Source organism: Pandoraea sp. NPDC087047 (assembly GCF_044745225.1).
In the GTDB taxonomy this organism is placed as follows: Bacteria; Pseudomonadota; Gammaproteobacteria; order Burkholderiales; family Burkholderiaceae; genus Pandoraea.
This window is the reverse complement of sequence record NZ_JBIUZU010000013.1, coordinates 36,190-61,032: the sequence shown is the minus strand read 5'-3', so window position 1 is coordinate 61,032 and position 24,843 is coordinate 36,190. Positions and strand designations below refer to the sequence as shown.

Here is a 24,843-nt window from a genome sequence, read left to right as displayed (position 1 = left end):
AATCGGTCGGATCAGTTTTGAACGACGTCGCACGCCGGTTCGTGGGCACCGATCGGCAGAATTTCATCGGCAAGGTTGGCAATGTCCATATCGTGCGTGATGAAGATGATGATACCGTCGCGCATGAGTCGTCGAATATTGCTCACGACGTCGCCACGGGTGACGGGATCGAGCGCACTCGTGGCCTCGTCGAGAATCAAGACGTCCGGCTTGCGCAACAACGCCCGGGCAATACCCAGGCGTTGGCGTTGCCCGCCGGAGAAGTTCTCCCCGAGGTAGCTCAGGCGCGTGTCGAGGCCTTCGGGAAGATCCCGGACCATCTGCTCGAGATTGACCAGGGCGAGCGTGGCGAAAATCTCCGAATCGCTCGCCTGCGTGCCGACCAGCAGGTTGTCGCGCACGTTCGTCGAGAAGATCTTCGGCTGCTGTTCGACCAGCATGATGTTGCGCGGCCCCGCCTCGTGCGAACCGGCCTTGCCGTTGACGAGAATCGTACCGGTGTCCGGATCGCTCAGACCGATCGCGATATCGGCAAACGTCGATTTGCCGGAACCCGACGGACCGACGATGGCGTAGGTCCTGCCGGCCGAGAACTCGAACGACACATCCGCGAGCACGCGCTCGCGCCCAGCGTAGCCGAACGATACACGGTCGAAGGTGAGCGTGCGGATCGCCTGCTTTGCGGCCTGCGCAGTCGGTTGTCCGGCGACTTTGCCAGTCGCTTTGCCGGTAGCTTTCGCACCCGGCTCGTCGTCGCCCAGACGTACCAGCGCGCCGATGTCCTTCACGGCGCGAACATCCGTCAACAACTGCGCGCCGGCCGTGACCATCTGGCCCAGCGACGCAAAGATCCGGATCACGATGATCGTGCCCGCAAACAGGCCCGCGTCCGTCATACCGACCGAGCTCCCCGGACGCAGCGCAATAGCCGCACCGAGCAAGAGCACGATGGCAGGGAACGCCTTGACGCCGTACTTGAACACTTCGACTTCGACGAGCATGCGGACGTAGCGCGCAATCTGCTCGCCGTAGCTCGTCATCACGAAACGTTCCTCGTGCAACGCGCGGATCGAGCGAAGACTGTTGAGCGTCTCGACGAAGTTGGTGCCAAGCTCGCGCGACAGGACAATGGCGCGGGCGTTGACGCGCAGGATCTGCTTCATCATCAGGCCGATCGTCAGCATACTCACGATCAGGAACCCCAGCACGCCGAGAAACACCATGTGCGAGAACTGGAACAGCACGAGCATGCCAACGGCAGCGGTAAAGAATCCGACCGCCGTCTGCAACAGGTTGCTGATGATCGAGCCGCTCTTGAAGGTGTCGTCGCCGGCCATGGTGATGTAATGGCCGACCGAGCGCGTGTAGACCTGGCCCATCGGTTCGTCGAACAGAATGTGACCGAACACCTTGCCGCTGAGGGTTCTGTGCACCTGCTTGCCGAGCAGCGTCGTGAGAGACAGATGGACGAAGCCGATCACCAGACGCAGGGTCATCACGATGAAGAACAACCACATCCACGTGCGGGAATTCGCATCCAGCCCGATGAGGCCTGCCACGTGGCTCCAGAACCGTCCGACAGCGGAGCTGTCCGCGCTTTGTCCGGGCGCCATCGGAATCATCAGGCTGGTGGCGATGTACTCCAGTATCAAGACGACGGCAGTAAGCGCGACGACCACACGGAACAGACGGAAGTTGCCTGCGACGTACGAAAGGTAGTCGCGAATCTGACGCCCGACGGCGCGCAGGGATCCGGCCGATTGCTGTGTCATTGCGGTGCCGATTCGAGAGTTGCGATCAACGCAGCAACGTCCGCGCCGCGCTTGCCGAGCATCGCGCTCAGTTCGGCGTCGCGCTGCAACAGCGCCAGTGCCTCGTCATACAGTGCATACGTCGTATAGAACGCCAGCAATCCCGCGCGATAGTTCACGGGCAGGCTCGCGGCTACGTCGACGCGCAGCGCAAAGACCGCGTCGCACTCGTTCAGGTAACGACGGCGCTTGCGTCCCTCCGAGCCATCGGGTCCGACCGCCTGCACCAGTTTGACGTGAAGCAGCTCGAAGCCGCGCGCCTCCATGAACTGACAGACCTGCCAGAACTTCCCCGATCCCTTCATCAACGGCTGCGCCAACAGCGTGGCTTCGAGCTCGACGCCCACGATGCGGCGAGCGTCGAACAACTCGGCGGCGCCCTCGAGAATCGACAGTTCGGTGCCTTGCGTATCGAGTTTGACGAACACCGGCGCGTCGGCCGGCAGCCCGGCAATCGCCTGCGGCAGCGTCAGTGTTTCGATGCGTCGCTCGGTTACCGGGAAGAAGTAGGACAGATTCGTCACGCGATGCTGCATCGACGCCGGAATCTCCGGCGGCAACAGGCTCGAACCGGTGTCGACATTGGTGATATGCAGCGTCTGCGCGCCGCCGTCACGGCTCAGGCCGGTCGTGCATGTCGAAATGGCGCTTTTCCAGGCCCAGTTCTTGACGTAGTAGAGATTCTCTTCGTTCGGCTCGACCGCCAGCCAGCGGGTTTCGGGCGCATTGAGCATGACCAGCCAATTGACGTGCGGATAGTGCGAAGCGCCCACGTCCACACATACGCTCGGCGGCAGCGCCGGGCTCAACAGGTTGGCGATACGCCACGGCGTCGTGCGCTGGCGCAAGCGATTCTTTGCAGATTGCGGGATCAAGCGGCGAATTGCCTGCACAACACTCATGACACCATCCTTTTTAGTTTTCTCCAGACACGCTGGGGTAAGGTCAGATCGGAAATAATGACTTGCAGCGCCAGACGTTCGCCCGAGCGCACCATGCCGCCACGGTGCAGCAAACGCGCGCCGTCGAAAACCAGAAACGTCCCCGCGGGGCCTGTCATGCGAACTTCGCTCTCGGCCAGACGGGATTCCAGTGCGCTGTCGGGCATCACGTCCCAGCCCAGATGGGAATTGAAGCGCATGATTTCGGGCAACTTCATGAAGTGCTCGCGAAACCGCTCCGAGCCGACCGACTGGTGATAGGACTTGCCGTAGTACTCGTGGAGCATAGACGACGTCGAGCTGCCTACGATACCCACCACGCGTCCGATAATTTCCTGGAGCGGATTTAGCGCCATGCCCTCATACGCCAGCGGGTAGCAACTGGTCGGCCCGTTATCGTCGCCCACGTCGCTCAGGTAGACGATGGACTTCGGCATCGAGATGGTCTCGTCGAGATGGGCGTAGAGCGTCTTCGGAGGCCGCGACAACCCTTCGAGGGTATTACGCCACCACTGCGCCTGCGGCAGACTCAATTCGAGCGACAGGCCAACCACGCGCGTTTTTCTTCCGACGTAAGCGCTCATCGCGTCCAGCACGCCGAGCTTCTCGAACTCGCGATTCAGAATGCGACGGATGCGGGCGACGATGGGGCCGCCATTGATCGACAAATCCTCGCGCCGTAGTTTGCCGGCGGCAGCATTGGCCCGGAATCCTCCCAGCGCCGCCTGTGCGATTTCGTTCATCTCGGCCACTGCAGACGCCGGTAGGCAGGCAATGAAATGACGCCGTGACTGCAACGCCGTCAGTTGATCGACGAAAGCGTCGCCTGCCGCGTCGATGAAGTCGTGACGACGCGCCTTGGCATACCAGTCGAGCTCCTCGCCGAGCAGCCGCGTCGCTTCGCCTCGCAGTTCGACCAGAAACTGTTGTGCCGGCGCCTGCGTTGCCTGCACATCCAGCGCATCGAAAATGGCGTTCATCGCGCTCAGGCATGCGTTGCGCAACGCATCGTCGGCCTTGCTCGTCAGCGAGCTCGCCGTTTCCTTGGCAGCGAGGTACCGGTCGGTAAATGCGTCGACCAGCCGCTCGTCCACCGTCCACGACGGCGTCTCGAACCGGAACGACTCATGCCGACGATAATTCTCGGCTAACAGTAGCGACAAATTTTCCGTCATGACCCCGTTTCACCCCTTCACGGTGGAAATGTTGTTGTACGACGAATGACAGGCGTCTTGCGCCAGCGAAAGCGTTTCGACGCCTGCTTCACGCGTCTCGGGCACGACCCCTGCAATCTCTCCGACCATGTGCGCGAAGCCCGGCGACGAGACAAACGCATCGAGGGTCGCGAGAATCGTCGCGTCGTCTGCTTCGCCGATATGGCAGGCGCGCCAGAACGCAGTGTAGCGATCTCGCAACTCGATCTCTTCAGGCGTGCCGTACAGGTTATGCATGTAGAAGAACGCCAGCGCCTGTTCGCGCATCTCCTCACGCGTGAGCGGCGGCTTGCCGGGTTCGCGCAGCATGGCAATGTATTCGTCACGCGTACGCGCGTTGCGGCAGAAGTCGAAACTATGATGCGGATGCCGTGCGCATGTAATCGACGCAATGCCGAAGTAGGCCAATTCATGCGCGACCGTGCCATACACGGTCAGTCCACACGCGATGCCGGCCTGCGCCAGCCGCACGGTATTCGCGGACGGGCTCAACCAATTGAGATCCGGATAGGCACGTTTCAGGTCGTCGAGCACGGCCGCACTCATGGCGATCTGGTTCGGGTGCGGTTTCACGAACACGGTAACGCCGTTTGCGCGCAAGGTATCGATCGTCGTGCATACCCACTGCATGAAGTCGTCGAACACCAGATCGGCGTAGACATGCGGACTGTCGTAGAAGTCGTGCAGGAAGATCACGGCGGCGCCGCGCAAGGTCTCGGGCAACGGCTCGCTCGTATGTCCGTACGACGTCTGGCGCATATAGCTGGTGGCGCCATCGATCACGCCGGCGAAGCGGCTCTGCAACTTCGCTTCGGCCTGTGCCAACCGTTCGGCCCGGTGATCGAGAGCGTCGAACAGGCGCCGGTAGGCCGACGTGTCCGGCGGATGGAACCAATGCTCGGCGGTGAGCCGCTGAAAGGTCCGGTTCAACGATCCGAACGACCAGACGGGAACGCCCTCGCGCAGCGCCACCCTAACGGGGACACCATGCTCCAGGTACGTCGTGTATGAAGTCAGATAGGCGCGCGGCTTTGTCTTGGCAAACCATGCGCCGGCAAACTCAACGTGACAGAGCGCTCGCCAGATCAGCTCGCAAACGAACGGATCGTCGATATCGAACTTGGGCGCCGGCTTGAAACGCAGGTAGGAGTCGATGATCAGATCCCCCAGCGCGACACCCTCGAAGCTCGTCTCGCAACGCCCGCTGGCGCGCATATCGCGCCAGATGCGACGCGCCCGGAACCCATTGCGCAGCGCAATCCACGGGTGCGCCCAGGTAGCGGCACGGTAGGCCACCCCATCGACCCCCTCGCCGTAGGCCCGCTCCCACGGGCGATCCCACAGCCAGGCGATCGGAGCCGAGCGTTTCACCGCGGCCGCCAGGCCGGTGCCCACCGCGCCATTGGACGAACGCACGCTCAACAACAGGGCCGGACCGGCAACGTGGTCGGCCCAGGCGCGGCGAATGGCGCCAAACAGCAGGAAGTAAAACGGGGTGGTGACCGATTCGATGGCAAGCGTGCCACTCGCCTTGCGATCGCCTGCGCTCGCCGGGTGTGCGAGCCGCTCGAGCACCTCCGGCCGTACCACCGTCTCCAGGGGGTAGCGGGTCATGAGCCTGGATAACCGCGGGAACCACTGCGCAAACCGCTGCCCCCCGGTACGCTTGTCAACTCCGAACATTCTCTTTCCTTGATCCTGTACCGTCAAAGAGCCGTGCTGCAACGATCTCCGAGCCACGTCCCGGCAAGATTTCCTGCCCCATACGGCTCATGCGTACGAGCGCGGAGGGATCGGACATCATTTCGACAACGCCGTCGGCAATCTGCGAGATATTCACGTGCCGCGACTCGCCCAGATATTTCACGTAACCTGCGTCCTGCATCGCGCGGTTCATGCCGACCTGATTCTCTGCAAGGCTGATGACCAGCGAGGGCAATCCCATACACAGACGCTCGGCCCCCGCCCCACCGCCGCCGCCGATCGCCATATCGGCCCGCGCCATCAGTCCGGCCAGCGATGGCAGCGCGATGTGCAATCTCGTTCCCGGCCGAGCCTCGACCAGCTTCGTGACCCCCGCAATGTCCGGATGACCGCGGCCGATCACGACATCCACTACCAGCGATTGCAGGTCCTCTCGCATCAGCGCTCGCAGGACTTTGGCCGTCTCGTTATCGGCGTCGGCGCCGCCCATGAACACGAACAACCGGCGCACTAGTCCGTCACGCGGCGGCATCAACTCGGCCAGGTTCGCGAATGCAGGCTTCAACAGCGCGTATTTCGGCCCCAGCAAACACTCGCAGTCCGTTCCGACGCGATTCACGTAGCGCGCCGCCGCAGATTTTGGCGCATACCAACTGGGATCGACGAGCAATTCCGTATTGTGCTGCCGATCGGCAAGGTCATCGATTGCCAGCATGCGTGCGCACACATCGCGTTGCATATCCTCCCAACGGCTATCGATGGCGTAATGATCGATCACGAGCCAGTCGGGTCGGAATTCGGCGAGCACGGCGTGCGTTTGCCCGGCATCCGTGCGCCAATCCGTCCCCAGCCAGTCGGCGTGCGTTAGCCCCGAAGACGCATTTGATGGGCTGTCGGTCGCCGGCGCGCCCGGCAACGAGCGCACCTCGTGGCCACGCTGAACGATCAGGTCGAGCAAATGCCCTTCGTGGGCGCGGCAGACGAAAAGACACCGGGCACCCCGCGCCGCCAACTGGTCGGCCAACGACAGGCACCGCATGATGTGGCCAGTACCGATGCGTGTGGACGCATCCGCTCGAAAAGCAACCTTCATGCAAACCATTCCCTGATATTTCGTATCGTCATACGTGACACGCGCCCGATGCGTCGGGCATGCCGATGCCGCTCACATTCCCGGGCGGATCCGATTCTCACGACGCGACACCATCGCCTTCGAATTCGCGAATCAGCTCAGCGACGCGCGCGATTTCCTCCACCGTATGTCCGGCGGAGATCGGCAGACTGAGTTCGGTCGCGTGAAGCTCGTCGGCAATCGGAAAATCGCCCGACAGAATGCCCTTCATGGCTTCCTGACGATGCGGCGCAATCGGGTAGTGCACTTCGGTCTTCACGCCGCGCTCGAGCAGATACGCGCGCAGGGCGTCCCGGCGCGGGTGGCGAATACCGAAAATGTGGAAAACGTCGTGCTCGTCGTCCCGGCGCAGGGGCTTCGCGACCGAATCCGGGAGATTCGCAAAATAGACGTCGGCCAATGCGCGCTTATGCGCGGTCAGGTCGTCGAGATGCCGCAATTTGACGCGCAGCATCGCCGCTTGCAATTCATCCAGACGAGAATTGGTGCCAACGTAGCGATTGACGTATTTCTGGTTGGAGCCGTAATTGCGAAGATGGCGCAAGCGGTCTGCCAGCGCGTCGTCATTCGTGGTGATGGCACCGGCGTCGCCAATCGCGCCAAGGTTCTTCGTCGGATAGAAGCTGAAGCATCCGGCGCTGCCGAAGGTGCCTGTCATTTGCTGCCCCAGACGTGCGCCGTGCGACTGTGCGCAATCTTCCATCACCGCCAGACCGTGCCGACGCGCGAACTCGCCTATCGCGTCCATCCGGCACGTCTTGCCGAAGAGGTGCGTAACGCAAATGGCGCGGGTGTTGGGTGTCATGGCCTTGGCCAGACCCGCCGGGTCCAGATTGAAAGTGCCCAGCTCCGGCTCCACCAGCACGGGACGATGCCCCGTGCGCACGATGGCGAGAATCGTCGCAATGTAAGTATTGGACGCCACGAGGACGTCGCTGCCGGGGGGCAATTGGAATGCTTCGAGCGAAAGCGTGAGCGCGTCGAGGCCGTTGGCCACACCGATGCAGTGCTTCGTGCCGACATAGCTGGCGAACTCTTCCTCGAACGAGGAGACCTCCTTGCCCAACACGTACCAGCCCCCGCGGATCACTCGCGACGCGGCGGCCTCCAATTCGTCCATGAACTGTCGGTTCGAATTGGCAAGGCTTTCGTATTCGATGACTTGCTTATTAGTCATAGCGTTGGTCGATGTAGTCGTTGCGGTCGTAGTGATGCGAGGAAACCACGAGCAAAACCGAATTTTCACCAAAGGTCATGGTGTGCCAGTCCTTCGGCTCGACGAGCAAACACAGATTGGGTTTGTCGAGCTGCACCGTTGCCTGGGCGATACCGTCGTCCATATAGACGGAGACAGTCCCCGAAATCGCGATCAACGCCTGACGTGTCACGTGATGTCGGTGTCCTCCGCGCGTTTGGCCGCCGGCACCATAGATCCAGTACGTCCGCGCGATGGGGAACGGCAAAACGTTATCCAGAACGGTCAACGAACCACGATCGTCGCTGAAGGTAGCCAAGTCGAGAACAGTGTAGCGTTTCATTCTTGTTCCTGATGGAAGGGAAAGACCGCGGTGCGTGAATTTAAGACGAAGCGCTGATTGAGTCGTCGAAGCCGATCGCACATAACGACCGGCGCCACAATAGTTTCGGTAATGGGGAGCTAAAAACCGTCCAGGAGTGAAACGCTTTAGACGATCGCAGAAACCGACAGATCAGAACGATGCCCGAGGCGAAATGGCCGCGATGGAATGGCTCGACGAAATTGACAATAACTTCCCGTTCGGGAATGCTACCGCCCCGCCGTGTCACGATCGGCCAGCGTGCATTTCGGGTTTGGGAGACCTCAATTGATTTAATTCTAAGCCCGGATTCTGCCACAAACCCATATCGATTCAAGCATCATTGCCCAAGGGTGGTGTCATGATGAAACACCCCCGGTGCAGATCGACATTTCACCCGATCTTCTGCACACTCGACGCAGGCAGGCGCATCGACATCGGACGGCTCAGCAGCTCCATGAGCACAATGACACGGCAATCCCCGTCTTCCATCTGATAGACCGCCTCGAGCCCTTCAAAAGCCCCGTCCTTGATCCGAACGCGATCGCCGGCGGCAAACAGCGGCCGAACCGTGGTGCTTCCGACATGCTCTCGGGCGTGAAGTGCCTCGATGAGCGCGTTATCCACGCGGGCGGGCACATTGCCGAACATGACCAATCGGCTCACGCCCTTGGTGGAACGAATGACGCCCCACCCCGGGCCGGACGAACTTTCGCTCAGACGGATGAACAAGTAGCGCGGAAACAAGGGCACCGACACGACATCGGACCCGCCGTGACGCGCGGCCTGACCGGGCGCCACCGCGGGTACCAGCGGCAGATAGCACGAAAATCCCTGTTGCTCCAGATTTAACAGGGCGCGCTGCTCTTGACGTGGCTTCGTGTGAATGAGGTACCAATTCATTGCCAAATTGAGTCCTACCGCTGACAAGGCGGAAACAGGGTCAATGCGTCACCGGGCGACTGCCCCACAAACAGGCAATTCGAGCCAACATCATCGCATTGCGGCCGAAGCGTACCCCTCGCTTTTTACAATTTGTTATGAGTCTGGCGAGGCGCGCGCACCTATCCACGGGACCGGGAAGGCTTTGATACGGACCGGCCTGAGATCGGCGAAGGAATGACAACCGGCGGACCGATGATACGCTTGCGATCTTGCCGGTGACAAAAGAACTGGTGGAGCGGAGGAGGATCGAACTCCCGACCTTCGCATTGCGAACGCGACGCTCTCCCAGCTGAGCTACCGCCCCACACGAAGCTACGATTATAGCGGTTTTTTACCCCGCGGCGAGCAGCCGACAAAATTGCTCGGGATTGTTAAAAATCCCTCAATTTCATCGAACTCCCCCCATCTCCCGCAAAAACCAGCCACCGATCATGCGGCGCCCAGATTCCCCTTCATTCCCTTGATGACCGGGATTTTCGGTGCCTTCGCAACGATCGTTTTCTGGGCCTGGAGATAACGGGCGACGACGTCCCACACCGGTTCGCCCTGCGCCCCTTCGGCCACCGGCGCCCAGCCGGCCACCTTGTAGGTCTTGCCCGCCTCGACGAGCTTGCCGTTCAGACGCATCTCCGTGATTCGCTGCCCCATCGGCGCCATTGGATCGATCGTGTAATCCATGCCGCCCACGCGCACCATGTCGCCGCCCTGCTGATAGTACGGATCGGGGTTGAACAGGTTGTCGGCCACGTCTTCGAGCACTGTCTTGATCGTCTCGCCGGTCATCGGCGTCAGTGTCGTGTACGGATACGTCACCGCCGTCTGATCGAGCAACTGCTCCATCGTGATCGCCTGCCCCGGCAGCAACGACGTGCCCCAGCGGAAGCCCGGCGAAAAACCGATCTCGGCGTCCTTCTCCGCCATCACGGCGTCGAGCAGTAGTTGGTCGAAGGTGCCGTTGAAGTTGCCCCGGCGGTACAGCACGCCCTCCGTCACCGCCAGCGGCTGCGCGAGCCTCTCGGCGAATGGCGCCCGCACGCGCTCGATGAGGGCCTGCATCTGCGCGTCCGCCGGCAGCAGATTGGCAAACACCGGCAGCAATTTGTAACGGAAGTCCACCGGCTTGCCACCCTTCACGTCGAAGTCCAGCACCGCGAGGAACTTGCCGTTCGACCCGGCGTTGGTGACGAGTGTCTTGCCCCCGGCGTTCTCCACGATGACGGGCTTGGGCACGCCGTCGTGCGTATGGCCGCCGAGAATCGCGTCGATGCCGCGCACGCGCGACGCCAGTTTCAGGTCGACGTCCATACCGTTGTGCGAGAGCAGGACCACAACCTGCGCCCCCTTGCCACGCACTTCGTCGACCATCGACTGCAAGCGCTCCTCCTGGATGCCGAACGTCCAGTCCGGCACGAAGTAGCGCGGATTCGCAATCGGGGTGTACGGGAAGGCCTGCCCGATGATCGCCACGGGCACGCCGTTCATCGTCTTCATGGTGTACGGCGCGAACACCGGATCGCCGAAGTCGTTCGTCTGCACGTTCTGCGCGACAAAGTCGATCTTGCCCTTGAGTTGCTCCTCGACGACGGACTTCACGCGATCGGCGCCGTACGTGAACTCCCAGTGCGCGGTCATGACATCGACGCCGAGCGCGAGCGTGGCATCGACCATGTCCTGCCCCTTCGTCCACATGGCCGTGCCGGAGCCTTGCCACGTGTCGCCGCCGTCGAGCAGCAGCGCGCCGGGACGCGACGCCTTCATGCGCTTGACCAGCGTGGCCAGGTGCGCAAAGCCGCCGACCTTGCCGTACGTGCGTGCCGCCGTCGCGAAATCGAGATAGGTGAAGGCGTAAGCGTCCTGCGAGCCGGGACGCACTCCGTACGCCTTCAGGAACGCCTCGCCCACCAGATGCGGCGGTTGATTGGCCTGCCCACCGATCCCCAGGTTGACGCTCGGCTCGCGGAAGTAGATCGGCAGCAACTGCGCGTGGCAATCGGTGAAGTGCAGCAGGTGCACATTGCCGAACTTCGGCAGGTCGTAGAACGCTGCCGCGGCCTTGGCCGCCGCCGTCTCGTGATGCGACAGCGCCATTCCCCCGGCTGCCGCCACTGCCAATACCTGCATGAACTCGCGTCGATTCATTTCGTCTCCGTGGCCTATGCATCTGGCGACGCACCGCCTCTATCGTTATTCATTGAATGCCGGGCACCGATCCCGGCGTCCGATGGCCGCTGCCCCCGGTGCACAACGTCGCCCCGGCATCGTCGCCGGCCGTAAGCGGATTGCCCGCCGTCTTGCACGCCTGCACGCGTTACGTCACTTCCCTGCGTAATCCGCAAGCGCCGCCACGTCCTCGCCGAACATCTCGCCCACTTCCTTGCGCAGCACCTTGCCGTTGCGTCCGATCACGTACAGCTCCGGCAATCCGCGGCGCTTGCCGAGCGCCGCCTGCCACGCGTCGGTTTCCATGCCCGCCGGGAACGTATAGCCATGCGCCTTGAGGTAATCGATGGCTTCCTGCGGCTTCTTGTCGATGGACAGGGTGACGATCTGAATCGGCTTGCCGCGCGTGGCCTCGAAGAGCTTCTGCACATGCGGGTTCTGCTGCGCGCAGAACGGACACCACGACGCCCAGTACTCGACGATGACCGTTCGGTCCTTGAACGCGCTGGCGGGCAGCGTCTTGCCATCGAGCAGGGTGAGCGACGGCAGCGTCACCGTGTCTCCGACTTCCACGGCATGCACCGGCACGCTCGCGCACGTGAGCGCAGCGCTCAGCCACCAACCGAGCACGCGCAGGGTGCCGGAAGGGCGCCAGGCACGAGCCCTCACGTGACGAATCCAACCGATCTGGGATTTCATGCGGTACTCCGAATGCCAATGGCGAACGAAAGCGAGATGAGAGACGGAAGCGGCACGCACGCAAAACCCGCGCGGGCAGCCGACCGGAGGCAGGCCGGCACGCACGATCTCACGATCCCGCGCGCCGGCGCCCGACCTCAGCCTCTTTGCCCGCCAGGCAGCGGTCCGAACACAACCGCTTACTGATTGACCGGCGACGCCGGGTCGAGCAGCAGGGCCATAACATCCTTCAACTGCTGTTCGGTCAGGATGCCCGCCGCGCCGAAGCGCGGCATGTTCGAGCAGGCCATGTAGCTGTGCGAGTCGTAGACCTTCGCCCACGTGTACTTGACCACCTCGGGCGAATCGCCACGCAGCTTGCCGTAGTTGTACAGCGACGGACCGATGTTGCCGAACGAGATCTCGCTCTTGGTCAACTGATGGCATGCGTAGCAGTTGCCGCCGTTGACGGTATCCGCCTTATCGGTGAACTGCATGCCGCGGCCGTTCTGGGCGACCTTCTCGCCTTCCTTCCAGTCGCCGAGATACTTGCCGTCGGCCGGTGCCTTGACGTTGGCCAGTTCGGCCTTTTGCAGGCGCTCCGCAATCTTCGCCGGCATCGGCTTGACCGCGTACTGCGTGCACAGCTTCTGCAATTCGCTCTGGTCGATACGATCGAGCTGAGCGATGCCCGAACCACGGAACGAGTCGCGCAATTCCTGCACGACGGCTGCGTCGGTAGTGCCGGTGACGAGCTTGACGCCCTCACCCTGAGCGAAGGCGGCGCCGACGACGAGTGCCCCGGCCGCTGCGAGAGCGACGCCCGTCGCGCGCAATGCGAATGATTTCATGGGTGTGCCTCGTGATCGGTCAGCGCTTCAGGCCGGGGGCGTCCATCTTGCCGCCGTTGGCCATCACACCGAGGAAGGTAATCAGATCGTTCGACGCCTGCGAGCCGTAATTGAGCTCCGGCATCCGTTGCTGACGGAAGCAGTCGTACATCCGCCATTGCAGCGTGCGCAAGGCGCCCTGCGAGACACGATAGCCCGGCCATGTCGCGAACGCCTGTCGGGCGGCCGCGGGTTTGGTCAGGTTCGGCAGATCCTGAAGACGAATGCGCTTGTCGTCCGCCCCGTGGCACGACGCGCACGAGAAGTCGTACGGACCGGCACGGTAATAGAAGATCTTCTGGCCGCGCGCGTAGGCTTCCTTCTCTTCCTTGCGCGATTGCGGCACGTGAATGAGCGCGCCGCGCGACTGACCCGCCACGTACGCCGTGAGCGATTCGAGATCGGTCGGGTCCTGCCCTTCCTTGGAGAACGGTTGCTTGATGACGTCTGCCCGCTTGAAGCCTTGCAGATTCACCATGCATTCGACGATGCGCGACTCGGCGTCGAGCACACGTTTCGTATCCGGGAAGTAGCGCGGCAGTTGTGCGTAGGCGTCCTTAACGACACCCGCACCCAGCCCCAGGTCGCACTGGGCGAGCGAGACGTTGTTCGGGCCGCGCGGCGTCTTCCAGAGTTCTTCGCCGCGCATTTCGATCAGTTCTGCGGGGTTGCCGTCGGCCAGCATCTCGCGGTATTGCGCGATGGCGTCGGCCGTGGCGCTATCGGCAGCGAATGCGGGTGCGCTGGCGCCCGCGACGGCGAGCATGCCGCCGAGCACGGTGCTACGCAACCATGCGGTGCGGGTTGCGGCAGCGAGGGCTCGCGTGGGTGCGCTCGCTTGTGCGCTATGGTGCGCATCTTTCATCTGGCTCTCCTCTTTGTGGGGTTGGTTGGCACGACAACGGGGGTAAAGTCCCCCGCGCACACTACACGACGCGCGTGTCGGCCGCGCCGTCCCACCCGGCCGGGCTGTCTGCCTGCCACCGCAGCGGCAGCAGCACCCCGGCATGCTTGCTCAGGCGACGGTCGCCTCGTCGGTGCGCGAGTCGCCCTTGTTGTCGGTCCACGTCACCGTGACCTTGTCGCCCTTCTTGCCGCCCTTGAACTTGAACGACATGAACGGATCTTTCGACACCGCCGGACCCCATTCGGCCGTCAGCACCGTCTTGCCGTTGCAGGTGACAGTGACCGTCTGGATGAAGTGTGCGGGGACGATGTTACCGGAAGCGTCTTTGCGCTGACCGGTTTCCATGATGTGGCTCATCAGCGCCTTGACCTCGACGACCCCGCCGGCCTCGGTTGCGCGAATGCGCATCGGATTACCCATGTTGTGGCTCCTCTAGAGTTCTACGATGCGTCGCTTAACCGCCGCAGCCGCCCAGCGTGACCTTGATTTCCTTCTCGGCCACGAGGTACTTGTTGTCCGCCTTGACGAGCGCATAGACCTTCGAGGTCTGGCCCATCTTCACGCGCATGGTCACCGACGGTTCGGTCCCGTCGGGGATGTCGAACGACGCGGCGAGCGTATTCGGATTCTTCTCGATCAGGATGGCGATCGATTGCGTGTTCGGTGCCTTGCTCGTGACCGCCACCGGCACGACCGCGCCGTTCTCGGCGATGTCGGGAGCCGTCAGCACGACCAGGTCGCTCGGGCTGGCGCTCGTGCCGCCGAGCGCCTTGACCGTATCGGCCACGCTCTTGGTGGCAAACGCCGCCTTGTTCCATTCCACCTGTGCCGCGCGGGCCTCTTCGGGCTTGATCAGCCCGGCGGCCACCGCCAGTCCCATTACCGCGGAAAACCGCAGCATGTCGCGTCGCTGTTGGTTCATCTCTGTGTGCTTCCCTCTGTGAAGGCCGCCGGTGCAATGCGTACGAAAGATATGCTTCACACCGGCCGCCGTTCGCTCGCCAGACCTGCCGGCGAGCCCCCTGCCCCGGACTTACTTCGCCGGGGCGCCCGCCAGAACCCAATCGACCAGGATCTTGGCGTCGGCATCCGACATGTTCGGGTGTGCCGGCATCGGGATCGGACCCCAGACACCCGAACCGCCACCCTTCACTTTCTTGACCAGCTTGGCCACGGCGTCCTTGTCGCCCTTGTACTTGGCGGCGACTTCCTGATAGGACGGGCCCACGAGCTTCTTGTCGACGGCGTGGCAACCCATACAGGCGTTGGCACCCGCGAGCTTGGTCGCCGCAGCAACGTCGACGCCGGCGTGCGCCAGCGAGGTGCCGGCCAGCATGGCCGCAGCGATCAGCATCTTTTTCATTGTTTCTCCTTCGGTTCGTGTAGGGGATGGGGTCGTGCGGCGGCTTCGGCCTGCGTGCGGCGTTGGCGCATCCGTCGGACCCCCTGCCCGCTCAATGGGCACCACGAAGAATCCAGTCGACCATCGTACGGACATCGGTTTCCGCTACCTGTGACTGCGGCGGCATAGGCATGCTGCCCCAATTACCGGCACCTCCGGCACGTATCTTCGCCACCAGTATTTCAGTCGCATTCGACTGCCCATGGTACTTGGTGGCGACCTCCGAGAAGGCGGGCCCGATCTTCTTGTCGGTCACGCCGTGACAGGCCAGACAACCGTTCTTGTCCGCAAGCGTTGCTACCGGTGACGTCGCAGCGGCGGTTTGGGCCGGCGCGTCCGGACTCGCCATACCGAGCGTGGCGAGGGCCGCGGTCCTGCGCACCGACGCATTTTGCGCGGCGGTGCCCGACAGCGGCGGCAGCTTCGTATCGACACCACGCACCGGGCCGATGACCCGGTTCTGCGCGGCCAGATCTCCATGTGCGTCGCGGGCGTACGCAGGGAGTGCGGACGTCACGATACCAGCCTCGGGACAATCCTGCATACACGCCTTGTTATGAGTATCCGGTTTGTCTCCCACGCGCCACATGCCGTGCGCACGCGTCATGCCGAGGCGATTGGGCATCAATTTCTGCACGTCGGCAATGTTCTTGTCGGAGAGCACGAAGTCCGCCGGCACGATCTCGCCGAGATTCAGGAGGTAGGCCGTGACCGCGTACACCTCGTCCGGCGTGAGCGAGCGCGGCGCGTTCCATGGCATGGCGCGACGGATGTAGTCCCAGATCGTGGAGATCGTGTCGACCTTCATGAGCGTGGTGCGCACCGGCTGGTTGTTCGCGCGCAGCGACGCCACGTGCCCGGTCTTGATGTCGTCTGCCGTGGTGCCGCCCACCAGCGGATTGAAGACCTCGTTGCTCTCGCCGAACGTGCCGTGGCACGAGGCGCAGCGCGCGTCGAACAGCGTCTGCCCATCGGCGACCGAGCCCTGTCCCTTCGGCAAACCCTTGAAATCGGGACGCACGTCGATATCCCACGCGCTCAACTCGGCAGGCGTGGCGTCGCGTCCGATGCCGGCGGGTGCCTTGATGGGCGACCCGGGTGGTGCGGAGGACGTCGATGGCGAAGCCGCCATCTGCGTGGCCTTCGACGCATTGGTCGTCGGTGCCGCCTGCGCCGACGAAGCGAACCATGCCGTGACAGTGAGCCCCGCGAGCGTTAGCGCGCCCGCCCAGAGCCCGGCGATCACCAGCGATTGCGCACGACGGCGCACCCTGCCCCACGGCTTGCGCTCAGTCGACGTGGACATTGGTCACCTCCCCGTTCGCCGCCACTTGCCACGTCTGGATCGCGTTGTTGTGATAAATCGACTTGGTGCCGCGCACCTCGCGAAGTTGCCGGTAACGCGGCTGCACGAAACCGGTTTCGTCCACCGCGCGGCTTTGCAGCATGGCGGGCGAGCCGTCCCACTGCCAGTCGACGTTAAAGCGGGTGAGGCACTTGGGCAACACCGGCGATTCGAGCCGCGCCGCGCGCCAGGACTTGCCGCCGTCGGCCGACACGTCCACGCGTTTGATGCGTCCCCGCCCCGACCACGCGAGGCCCGTCACGTTGAAATAGCCGCGATCGAGCAACGCCTGCCCGCCCGAGGGCGACGTGATGACGGATTTGCACTCCTGAATCGACGTGTACTGGCGATGCTGACCGTCCGGCATGAGGTCGACGTAGTGACTGGTTTCGTCCTTGGTATTCCATGGTGCGTCGCCCACCTTGATGCGGCGCAGCCACTTGACCCACGACACGCCCTGCACGCCGGGCACGACCAGACGCAGCGGATAGCCGTTCTCCGGGCGCAGCATCTCGCCGTTCATCCCCCAGGCGACGAGCACGTCGGAGAGCGCCGCCTCCATCGAGATCGTGCGGGTCATGCCGGAGCCGTCGCCACCTTCGGCGAGCACGAACTGGCCGCGTTTGGTGTCGGCCCCCACGTCGTCGAGCAGCACCGACAGCGGCACGCCCGTGAATTCGCAGCACGACAGCATGCCGTGCGTGTACTGCACGGTCGGCACGGCCGCATTGCCCCACTCCATGCCGGTGTTCGCACCGCATTCGATGAAATGCATGCGCGAGACGCACGGCAGCCGCATGATGTCGTCCATCGTGTACACCTTGGCTTCGCGCACGAGGCCGTGCACCATCAGACGATGCTGCGTCGGATCGATTTCCTGCCAGCCCTGGTGATGACGTTCGAAATGCAGGCCGCTGGGGGTGATGATGCCGAACAGGCCTTGAAGCGGCGTGAAGGCGACGGAGGCCTGCGCCGTCTGCGTGAGGCCCGGCGACTGACGCCGTTGCAGGTTCGCCTCGAACTTCGACGGCACGCCATACGGACGCGCCGCGACCGGCTGCCCCAGCGATGTCGCCCAGGCACGCGGCTCGAGAATCATCGGATCGCCTGCGCCATTCGGTGCTTCGGCAGCGTTCGATGCGCACGCCGCACCGCCAGCGAGCGCGGCGCCCGCGGCCAGGAAGCTGCGTTGCAGGAAACCGCGTCGCGAGGGATTCACCCCGTCGCGCGCGATGTCGGCGGCGAGTGTGCCGTCAATGAAATTCTCCGGCGCCCGGCGCAAACGGCCGGCTCGCGATACGCTATCGCTGGTCTTGCTCACCCCTGTCTCCTCACGTCTTGTGGCGTGCGCCAGCGTCGCGAGGACACGGGCGGCTTACCCCTTGTGTACGGGCCTGTGCGCGCAGTCTTGTTGCCGCGCTGTGCTACGAGTATTGCAATGTTGCGATGCTGCCGAGCGGCGGCGGGCTGCAGCTTGCGTCAATTCCCACGAGGCATGAAGCCATCGACGGCACGCTCCGGCAGCGCTTCCTCCTCGATCCGGCCGGCGACCTGCACGCATACGGCGCGGCAGATCTCGACCACGCCGGTATCCGCGATCGTGTAATACACCTGGTTGCCCTCGCGACGACGCGACAGCACCCCCGCCTGATACATCGCGCCGAGATGCCGGGACACGTTCGTCTGCGACGAGCCCACCTGGGTCACCACGTCGTTCACTGAACGCTCGCCACCGCACAGCGCGTGCAGAATCCGCAGCCGGGTCGGCTCGGAGAGCAGGCTGAAGTAGTGCGACACCTTTTCGAATACGCGATCGAGTTCTTCCATGACGGTCAGTCTTTGAGTTCGTGTGAAGGCACAGAGAATTTTGTATATGCCTACATACGCATATACGGATAATCGAAATAATGGCCAAGAGAAGCAAGCTGCATTGCAACACGTCGGACACCGAGATATTGCGTCGAACGATTGGCGCGCGGCCGTCGGCGAGCGCATTTCCGTGTATACAGCGGGATATAGCGCACCGCACGTCATATGGTTGCGCGACGCGCGTCGGCCCCAGCGCCAACCGGCGCATCGCGATGCAGGACAACTCGGGGGTTCGGCACATCAGGGAAAAACCTGATAAGAAAAGCGACAAGGGACAGGCGACAGAGCCACGTATGAAGCGTACTTCGTCCCTTATCGTTCGCGGTAGTCGGTGACAGTAACGGTAGCGGTAGCGCGATGCGGCGAGTTACTCGAACTGATACGACCAGTTCGCGTTGAATCGCAGCGGACGGTTCGGCGAATTGGTCGGCGCATCGGCGACCGGCCTGGCGACCGACAGGTCGAGCGAGTAATACTTGCTGTCCGAGATCCGCACGCCCAAGCCCACGGAGGCGAGCTGGTTGTGGAACAACTGTCCGGCGTTCAGATAGACGCGCGCCGTATCGAGCATCAGGTACGGCTGAATCGTCTTCAGATAGCGGAAATCGGTGCGAAACATCCGGTTGAGTTCGATCGACGCGCCCCAGCCCTTGTCTCCGGCGATTTCACCCGCCGGATAACCGAGGCCGAACCGCTGACCGCCGAACGTGGCCTGCTCGGATGTCGGCAGCGTATTGCTGCTGTACTGCGCCCCCGCAGAGACGATGACCCCGAACTCCCACGGCAGTACCACGCCCTGTTTGGCATCGAGCGTATAGCGCCAGAAGCCGAGATCGTACGGCCCGAGGATTTGCGGCACGCCTGCGGGCTGCGTCGTGTACGACTGACTCGCGCCCATCCCCGTGAAGCCTTTGAACACGCCCAGCGTGGCGCTGCGGGTCTGTTTTTCCGTCACCTCGTTGTACGCGAGTTGCACCTGTCCGGCGCGCACGTTCGTCTGCGAGTTGATGTAGTTCGGAGAGTTCGGCACCTCGTAGCGGTCGCGCGAATTCACGCCGTACATGCCGCCGCTCACGGTCAGGCTGCGCTGATTGTTGAGCAGGATGGGATACGACAGGCTCACTGCGACGCGCTTGGTATCGAGGTGACGCGTGAGCCCGGCGAGCGCCTGATCGTCCGGCTGGCCCCGATAGTGCGACGCATCCACGCGCGCCTGAAGCCCGTTCGATCCCAACGGCTGGATATACGAGCCCGCGTAGAACTCTTCGTCGTTATGGCCCTTCGGCGCGATGGCCGTCAGCTGGATCTGCTCGCCCAGCGGCGTGAGCGCGTTGCTCGTCACCGTAAAGACGCCGCGAATGCCCGGGTTGTTATACGAGAGCGACGTACCCAGCGCCACAGGCTGGCGCGACACATCGAGCGAGAGTTCGGTCGCGCCGTCGGTCTGTGTCGGCGGCTGCACGTCGGCCTTGATCTTCATGCCGGGCACGAGCGTGAGCAGGTTCAGATAGCGCTCGAACGTGGCGCGCTTGAGCGGTCGCTCTGCCTCGATGTGTGCGGCAATGTCGCGCAGACGCTGCTCCGACGGCCCGGGCTTGCCGGTGATTTTCGTGCTGGAGATATACCCTTCGACGACGGTCACGCGCACGAAGCCGTCGTTGAAATCCTGTGCGGGGACGAAAGCAAAGGACAGCAGATAGCCCGCGTCCTGGTACATCTTCGTGACCTGATTGGCCTTCTCGACCAGATCGCCGATGGTCACTTCCTTGCCCGCCATGGGTGCGAAGCGTCCGGCCACCTGCTCGAAGGGCAGCGACTTCACGCCCTCGATGCCGAATCGCTGCGGGGTGATCTTGCGGGCGAGCAAGGACTTGAGCGCGTCTTCCTGCGTGGGCGCCTGAATATGAATGGTGGCCGCCGGCGCCTTGGGCGCTTCAATCTTCGGAAGACTCTGCAACGGATCGCCACGCACCGGGCTGGCATCGGCCCGGGCTTGCTGGGTGCCGAGCAGACTGAGGGAGCAAAGCGAAACAGCGATGACCTGAACCACACTGCGATTGCGAACAGACTTGACCGAGCCCCCACGCATGACGCGTGACGCAAGACGGGACTCTCCCTGGCGATGCGCCATCCCTATGCCCCCCAACGCTTATTTTTTCGTGGAGCCAGTGTAACCGGGAGGAGTGAGGCGTCGTCAACGGGGGAACACAGCGGAAATGCGGCGCTCACGCGACACGCCGGCAACCCTCAGACGCGGCTTGGCTCGCACCGCTTAGAGACTTTGCTCCAAACGCGTTCGAACGCCATGAATTCGCGGGTTACGGAGGAAAACCGGAGCATCGAAACGACGGCGGATCACGCCAGCATATCGGCCCAGATCGCCTTGGACCAGGCGATGCCCCTGGCGAAATCCTCTCGCGTGGGCGATGTGGAGACATCCGACTTCGCGGCGACCGGCATCATCGTCTTCTCGACCGGGTCGTAGCGATGTTCTCCGGCGATGTGCATCGCCTCGGTGTCCGAGACGAAGCTGAAGCACGTGCTGGAGCAGACCGGCGCCGGATTGACCGGGCGTCCCGCCAGTTCCGCGACGATCGCGGCGGCACACACCTTGGCATGCTCGCTTGCCGTGTGCCCGGACTTGGGCATCACCGGGGCGATCTGGATCGCGTCGCCCAGCACATGAATGTCCGGCGCGACCTTCGAGGCGTAGCTCAGGAAATCGACCTCGCACCAACGGTCGTTGGCGCTCGCCAGTCCCGTCTGCCGCGCAATGTCGCCGGCGCGCATCGGCGGAATGACGTTGAGCACGTCGGCCAGTGTCTGCTCGCCCAACTCGAATCGCGCGGCAAAACGGCCGCCGTCGCGCGCAACTTCGGTGCAATTGAATTGGGGATGGTATTCGAGCGTCGACGCGAAGCGCTCAGCCCAGAGTGTCTGAAACGGCTTCGCCAGCGCCAGCACGTCGCTGTTGGCGTCGAAAATCAGAACCTTCGCGCGAGGATTATGCCGGGAGAGCCAATGTGCGACCTGCGTCGCGCGTTCATATGGCGCGGGCGGGCAGCGCAGCGGCGCCTCCGGGATCGTGATGGCGAAGACACCCCCTTCCGGCATCGCGCGCAGGGCGGCGTGCAAGGGGCCAGCTTGCGAGGCGTCGGTCCACACGGCGGGCATGGCGGCGCGCATCGCCTCGGTATCGAGCCCGCTCACGGCCTGCCATTCGAGCGAAACGCCGGGCGAGAGCACCAGCCGGTCGTAGGCCAGCGTAGCGCCGTCGCTCAGCGTGATCTGACGCCGCCGCACATCGATCGCCTGCGCACTGGCGCGACGCCGCACAATGCCATGCTTGTCGGCCAGGGCGTTGTAGGAGACGGTGAGATCGTCGACACGACGGCTGCCGCCGACCACCAGATTCGACAGCGGCAGGCTGACGAAAGCGTCGCGCGGCTCGACCAGCGTGACGTTCAGCGTGTTGCCCGAGAGCACGCGCAGATACTTTGCGGCGGTCGCCCCGCCAAATCCGCCACCGACCACAACGACATGGGCCTTTCTCGACACCGGCACCGTGGCAAGCGCCTGGTCCATCCCGAACAATGACGCTGTGGCGCAAGCGCCGAGAAGAAAGTCGCGACGGTGCATGGCGGCGAATCGGTCTCCGTGTCCGGCTGAACCGGACTTAATGGATCGTGTTGTGGAAACTCACGACTTTGATCGGCGTGGCGTCCAGTCCGTAGAGATGATCCTGTATCTGGGTCACCATTCGAAAGCCGGACACACACTCGTGGAGGATAAGCACGATCGCATCGTGCTGATTGTTTTCACACGCCGAGAATAGCCGCTCGAGGATTTGCAGAAGCTTTTCGCGCGGGAAAAAGTGTTCGGTCGCCATCATGATCTTGGGATGCCGTGTCCCCGACACATCCTCACCGATCAGCAATTCCTCATAGAGCTTTTCGCCGGGGCGAAGCCCCGAGAAACGGATCTCGATATCGCCCTGCGGCGAGGCATCTTCCTTCACGGAGAAACCGCTCAGGTGAATCATGCGGCGCGCCAGATCGGAGATCTTCACCGGCTCACCCATATCGAGAACGAAGACCTCGCCGCCCCGGCTCATCGCACCGGCCTGAATCACCAGTTGCGACGCCTCGGGAATCGTCATGAAGTAGCGCGTGATGTCCGGATGGGTCACGGTCACGGGCCCCCCTTCCAGAATCTGCTTGCGGAACAACGGAACGACCGATCCCGACGAGCCCAGCACGTTGCCGAATCGCACCATGCAGAAACGTGTGTGTACCGTCGGATCGTTGGCGTACGCTTGCAGGATCAATTCGGCGAAGCGCTTGCTCGCGCCCATGATATTGGTCGGCCGAACCGCCTTGTCCGTCGAAATCAGCACCATGATTTCAACGCCCGCCGCCATGGCGGCACGCGCGGTGGCCAACGTGCCGAAGACATTGTTCAGAATGCCTTCGGTCATGTTGAACTCGACGATCGGCACGTGCTTGTACGCCGCCGCGTGATAGACCGTCTGGATCTTGCACGACGTCATCACCCCATGCACGCGTGCCTCGTTGCGTACGGACCCGAGCACCGAAATCAGGCGCACACCGAGGCGCTTGGCTTCGATGATTGCTTCGAGCTCACGCTCGACCGAGTAGAGCGCGAACTCCGACTGTTCGTAGAGCACCAGCGATGCGGGACGGCCCAGCACGATCTGGCGGCACAACTCCGAGCCGATCGATCCCCCCGCACCGGTCACCATGACGTGCTTGTTGAAGATGTTCGCGTCGAGCAGATCCTGATTCGGCGGCACCGTGTCGCGGCCCAGCAGGTCGTCGATTTCGACTTCGCGGATGTCTTCGGCCTTCACCACCCCGTCGACCAGATCCGACATGCCCGGAATCACACGGACTTCCACTTTCAGCGTTTCGAGCCGGTTGATGATCTCCAGGCGGCGCGAGCGCCCTGCCGAGGGGATCGCCAGCAGAATCTGCTGAACGGACAACCGATCCACCAGGTGCGGCAACTCCTCAGGCGAGTACGTCTTCAGGCCGAGGATCTCCATGCCTTGCAATGCGGGGGCGTCGTCGACGAATGCCACGGGCTGGAAATCGCGACCGGCGCGCAACGCCACTGTCAATTGCCGGCCCGAGCTGCCCGCACCGTAAATGACGACCGACTGGCGGTCGTGCCGCAGCTTCGGCGAGGTCGCCTTCTGCAAAATGGCGCGGGCAAGAAAACGGCTTCCCCCGATAAACAGCGTCGCCATCATCCAGTAGATGAGCAGCGCGCCGCGCGGCACCGGCGGCAGGGTCAGAAACACGAGCAATACGGCAAACGCGCACACGGCGATGGTCACCGCGACCACCACCATCATCATGGCGCGCGCTTCGATGTATCGAATGACCGCGCGATAGAGTCCCAACCTGACAAAGATCGGAATGGCGGCCACCGACGCCAACGGATACGCCCACCACGCGTAAATCTGCGGAAAATGCCAGACATCGAGGCGCAAACCGATGGCTGCCCAAAGTGCAAAGGGCAGCAAAAGGGCGTCCATACAGACCATCACCGAACTCTTGATCGTTCGTGGCAGATTAGTAATGTATTTCAGCATAGCCATGCACCTCCACCGCTAGTGGGACACGCCGTCCCGGTGAAGCACCTTGACGAAAGTCGCTACCAGAATCTTGAAATCGAAAAGAAAACTACGCCGCTTGAGATATTGGACGTCAAACTCGACCTTCACGGGAATCGGAAGCTCGTCGCGACCGTTGATCTGTGCCCATCCGGTCAAACCCGGGCGCAACGTGTGGACACCGTAACGAGTCCGCAACTCGATCAGATCGTCCTGATTGAACAGCGCCGGACGCGGTCCGACCAGACTCATGTCGCCGCGCAAAATGCTCCAGATCTGTGGCAGTTCGTCGAGGCTGGTACGGCGCAGCGTGCCGCCGATCGGCGTCAGACAGGCCTTCGGGTCCGGCAGCAGATGGGTGGCAACTGCCGGGGTATCGACACGCATCGACCTGAACTTGGGCATGCGGAAAATCCGATTGTCGCGCCCGACCCGGTCCGACCAGTACAGCGCCGGGCCTCGCGACGTCACCCGCACCAGCACGGCGACGATCAATATCGGCACCAGCAGTACGAGTCCGGCGGCCAGCGCCACTGAAAAATCAAATATTCGTTTCATAGCTACTAATGATCTTCTGCTTTCTTTCAGCATCCGTCGAGAGCGGGCACTGACGAGAGTTTTGCGTCGAAACGATTCAAACCAGATCAAACC

General features: G+C 62.9%; 22 protein-coding genes and 1 tRNA gene. All 23 read right to left on the bottom strand.

Annotated features, from left to right (window positions below; genetic code table 11):
• Positions 1–11: 11 nt before the first annotated feature.
• Positions 12–1,772 carry an ATP-binding cassette domain-containing protein gene (locus ACIPHM_RS21965; protein ID WP_400333018.1) on the bottom strand — a complete coding sequence of 587 codons (1,761 nt, stop codon included), beginning with the start codon at positions 1,770–1,772 and terminating at the stop codon, positions 12–14.
• Positions 1,769–2,713, bottom strand: coding sequence for an FkbM family methyltransferase (locus tag ACIPHM_RS21960; RefSeq protein ID WP_400333016.1), 945 nt, complete (start codon positions 2,711–2,713; stop codon positions 1,769–1,771). Before ACIPHM_RS21960 ends, ACIPHM_RS21965 begins: the two co-directional genes overlap by 4 nt.
• The gene (locus tag ACIPHM_RS21955; RefSeq protein WP_400333014.1) at positions 2,710–3,927 is read right to left on the bottom strand and encodes a hypothetical protein; all 1,218 of its coding nucleotides are present in this window, start codon (positions 3,925–3,927) and stop codon (positions 2,710–2,712) included. Before ACIPHM_RS21955 ends, ACIPHM_RS21960 begins: the two co-directional genes overlap by 4 nt.
• Positions 3,928–3,936: 9 nt before the next feature.
• Positions 3,937–5,580, bottom strand: a complete 1,644-nt coding sequence (locus tag ACIPHM_RS21950) for a hypothetical protein (protein WP_400333012.1) — start codon at positions 5,578–5,580, stop codon at positions 3,937–3,939.
• A gap of 55 nt (positions 5,581–5,635) precedes the next feature.
• A complete protein-coding gene (gene pseG / locus ACIPHM_RS21945) occupies positions 5,636–6,763 on the bottom strand; it encodes a UDP-2,4-diacetamido-2,4,6-trideoxy-beta-L-altropyranose hydrolase (protein WP_400333009.1) in 1,128 nt (375 codons plus the stop codon).
• Positions 6,764–6,860: 97 nt separating this feature from the next.
• Positions 6,861–7,979 (bottom strand): DegT/DnrJ/EryC1/StrS family aminotransferase, encoded by a 1,119-nt coding sequence (locus ACIPHM_RS21940; protein ID WP_400333006.1) that lies wholly within the window; start codon positions 7,977–7,979, stop codon positions 6,861–6,863.
• A complete protein-coding gene (locus tag ACIPHM_RS21935; RefSeq protein ID WP_400333003.1) occupies positions 7,972–8,340 on the bottom strand; it encodes a sugar 3,4-ketoisomerase in 369 nt (122 codons plus the stop codon). Before ACIPHM_RS21935 ends, ACIPHM_RS21940 begins: the two co-directional genes overlap by 8 nt.
• 411 nt (positions 8,341–8,751) lie before the next feature.
• Positions 8,752–9,261, bottom strand: coding sequence for a transcription/translation regulatory transformer protein RfaH (rfaH, locus tag ACIPHM_RS21930; RefSeq protein ID WP_400333000.1), 510 nt, complete (start codon positions 9,259–9,261; stop codon positions 8,752–8,754).
• Between the two features lie 270 nt (positions 9,262–9,531).
• Positions 9,532–9,607 (bottom strand) — tRNA-Ala (locus ACIPHM_RS21925).
• Between the two features lie 125 nt (positions 9,608–9,732).
• Positions 9,733–11,442, bottom strand: a complete 1,710-nt coding sequence (gene soxB, locus ACIPHM_RS21920) for a thiosulfohydrolase SoxB (RefSeq protein ID WP_400332997.1) — start codon at positions 11,440–11,442, stop codon at positions 9,733–9,735.
• A gap of 174 nt (positions 11,443–11,616) precedes the next feature.
• Complete coding sequence (locus ACIPHM_RS21915; RefSeq protein ID WP_400332994.1) at positions 11,617–12,162, bottom strand: TlpA family protein disulfide reductase; 546 nt, start codon at positions 12,160–12,162, stop codon at positions 11,617–11,619.
• A gap of 179 nt (positions 12,163–12,341) precedes the next feature.
• Positions 12,342–12,992, bottom strand: a complete 651-nt coding sequence (gene soxX / locus ACIPHM_RS21910) for a sulfur oxidation c-type cytochrome SoxX (protein ID WP_400332991.1) — start codon at positions 12,990–12,992, stop codon at positions 12,342–12,344.
• Positions 12,993–13,011: 19 nt separating this feature from the next.
• Positions 13,012–13,797, bottom strand: coding sequence for a sulfur oxidation c-type cytochrome SoxA (gene soxA / locus ACIPHM_RS21905; RefSeq protein ID WP_400333186.1), 786 nt, complete (start codon positions 13,795–13,797; stop codon positions 13,012–13,014).
• Positions 13,798–14,046: 249 nt separating this feature from the next.
• On the bottom strand, positions 14,047–14,358 hold the full coding sequence (soxZ, locus tag ACIPHM_RS21900) for a thiosulfate oxidation carrier complex protein SoxZ (RefSeq protein WP_042113531.1): 312 nt from the start codon (positions 14,356–14,358) through the stop codon (positions 14,047–14,049).
• Between the two features lie 34 nt (positions 14,359–14,392).
• Positions 14,393–14,860 (bottom strand): thiosulfate oxidation carrier protein SoxY, encoded by a 468-nt coding sequence (gene soxY, locus ACIPHM_RS21895; protein ID WP_400332987.1) that lies wholly within the window; start codon positions 14,858–14,860, stop codon positions 14,393–14,395.
• Between the two features lie 111 nt (positions 14,861–14,971).
• Positions 14,972–15,301: a c-type cytochrome gene (locus ACIPHM_RS21890; RefSeq protein ID WP_242558913.1), complete on the bottom strand. Its 330-nt coding sequence runs from the start codon at positions 15,299–15,301 to the stop codon at positions 14,972–14,974.
• A gap of 91 nt (positions 15,302–15,392) precedes the next feature.
• The gene (locus ACIPHM_RS21885; protein ID WP_400332984.1) at positions 15,393–16,646 is read right to left on the bottom strand and encodes a c-type cytochrome; all 1,254 of its coding nucleotides are present in this window, start codon (positions 16,644–16,646) and stop codon (positions 15,393–15,395) included.
• Complete coding sequence (gene soxC / locus ACIPHM_RS21880) at positions 16,630–18,006, bottom strand: sulfite dehydrogenase (protein ID WP_400332982.1); 1,377 nt, start codon at positions 18,004–18,006, stop codon at positions 16,630–16,632. Before soxC ends, ACIPHM_RS21885 begins: the two co-directional genes overlap by 17 nt.
• Positions 18,007–18,164: 158 nt before the next feature.
• Positions 18,165–18,512, bottom strand: a complete 348-nt coding sequence (locus ACIPHM_RS21875) for an ArsR/SmtB family transcription factor (protein WP_400332979.1) — start codon at positions 18,510–18,512, stop codon at positions 18,165–18,167.
• A 409-nt stretch (positions 18,513–18,921) separates the two neighbouring features.
• Positions 18,922–20,643, bottom strand: coding sequence for a ShlB/FhaC/HecB family hemolysin secretion/activation protein (locus ACIPHM_RS21870; RefSeq protein WP_400332976.1), 1,722 nt, complete (start codon positions 20,641–20,643; stop codon positions 18,922–18,924).
• Between the two features lie 266 nt (positions 20,644–20,909).
• On the bottom strand, positions 20,910–22,193 hold the full coding sequence (locus tag ACIPHM_RS21865; protein ID WP_400332973.1) for an FCSD flavin-binding domain-containing protein: 1,284 nt from the start codon (positions 22,191–22,193) through the stop codon (positions 20,910–20,912).
• Between the two features lie 37 nt (positions 22,194–22,230).
• Complete coding sequence (locus ACIPHM_RS21860; protein ID WP_400332970.1) at positions 22,231–24,177, bottom strand: polysaccharide biosynthesis protein; 1,947 nt, start codon at positions 24,175–24,177, stop codon at positions 22,231–22,233.
• Between the two features lie 12 nt (positions 24,178–24,189).
• Complete coding sequence (locus ACIPHM_RS21855; protein WP_400332968.1) at positions 24,190–24,750, bottom strand: sugar transferase; 561 nt, start codon at positions 24,748–24,750, stop codon at positions 24,190–24,192.
• Between the last annotated feature and the right edge of the window lie 93 nt (positions 24,751–24,843).

Bases quoted from the DNA above. Each gene is read 5' to 3' on its own strand.
- ACIPHM_RS21965 (WP_400333018.1), bottom strand. From the start codon at position 1,772: ATGACACAGCAATCGGCCGGATCCCTGCGCGCCGTCGGGCGTCAGATT.
- ACIPHM_RS21960 (WP_400333016.1), bottom strand. From the start codon at position 2,713: ATGAGTGTTGTGCAGGCAATTCGCCGCTTGATCCCGCAATCTGCAAAG.
- ACIPHM_RS21955 (WP_400333014.1), bottom strand. From the start codon at position 3,927: ATGACGGAAAATTTGTCGCTACTGTTAGCCGAGAATTATCGTCGGCAT.
- ACIPHM_RS21950 (WP_400333012.1), bottom strand. From the start codon at position 5,580: ATGACCCGCTACCCCCTGGAGACGGTGGTACGGCCGGAGGTGCTCGAG.
- pseG (WP_400333009.1), bottom strand. From the start codon at position 6,763: ATGAAGGTTGCTTTTCGAGCGGATGCGTCCACACGCATCGGTACTGGC.
- ACIPHM_RS21940 (WP_400333006.1), bottom strand. From the start codon at position 7,979: ATGACTAATAAGCAAGTCATCGAATACGAAAGCCTTGCCAATTCGAAC.
- ACIPHM_RS21935 (WP_400333003.1), bottom strand. From the start codon at position 8,340: ATGAAACGCTACACTGTTCTCGACTTGGCTACCTTCAGCGACGATCGT.
- rfaH (WP_400333000.1), bottom strand. From the start codon at position 9,261: ATGAATTGGTACCTCATTCACACGAAGCCACGTCAAGAGCAGCGCGCC.
- soxB (WP_400332997.1), bottom strand. From the start codon at position 11,442: ATGAATCGACGCGAGTTCATGCAGGTATTGGCAGTGGCGGCAGCCGGG.
- ACIPHM_RS21915 (WP_400332994.1), bottom strand. From the start codon at position 12,162: ATGAAATCCCAGATCGGTTGGATTCGTCACGTGAGGGCTCGTGCCTGG.
- soxX (WP_400332991.1), bottom strand. From the start codon at position 12,992: ATGAAATCATTCGCATTGCGCGCGACGGGCGTCGCTCTCGCAGCGGCC.
- soxA (WP_400333186.1), bottom strand. From the start codon at position 13,797: ATGCTCGCCGTCGCGGGCGCCAGCGCACCCGCATTCGCTGCCGATAGC.
- soxZ (WP_042113531.1), bottom strand. From the start codon at position 14,358: ATGGGTAATCCGATGCGCATTCGCGCAACCGAGGCCGGCGGGGTCGTC.
- soxY (WP_400332987.1), bottom strand. From the start codon at position 14,860: ATGAACCAACAGCGACGCGACATGCTGCGGTTTTCCGCGGTAATGGGA.
- ACIPHM_RS21890 (WP_242558913.1), bottom strand. From the start codon at position 15,301: ATGAAAAAGATGCTGATCGCTGCGGCCATGCTGGCCGGCACCTCGCTG.
- ACIPHM_RS21885 (WP_400332984.1), bottom strand. From the start codon at position 16,646: ATGTCCACGTCGACTGAGCGCAAGCCGTGGGGCAGGGTGCGCCGTCGT.
- ACIPHM_RS21875 (WP_400332979.1), bottom strand. From the start codon at position 18,512: ATGGAAGAACTCGATCGCGTATTCGAAAAGGTGTCGCACTACTTCAGC.
- ACIPHM_RS21870 (WP_400332976.1), bottom strand. From the start codon at position 20,643: ATGCGTGGGGGCTCGGTCAAGTCTGTTCGCAATCGCAGTGTGGTTCAG.
- ACIPHM_RS21865 (WP_400332973.1), bottom strand. From the start codon at position 22,193: ATGCACCGTCGCGACTTTCTTCTCGGCGCTTGCGCCACAGCGTCATTG.
- ACIPHM_RS21860 (WP_400332970.1), bottom strand. From the start codon at position 24,177: ATGGCTATGCTGAAATACATTACTAATCTGCCACGAACGATCAAGAGT.
- ACIPHM_RS21855 (WP_400332968.1), bottom strand. From the start codon at position 24,750: ATGAAACGAATATTTGATTTTTCAGTGGCGCTGGCCGCCGGACTCGTA.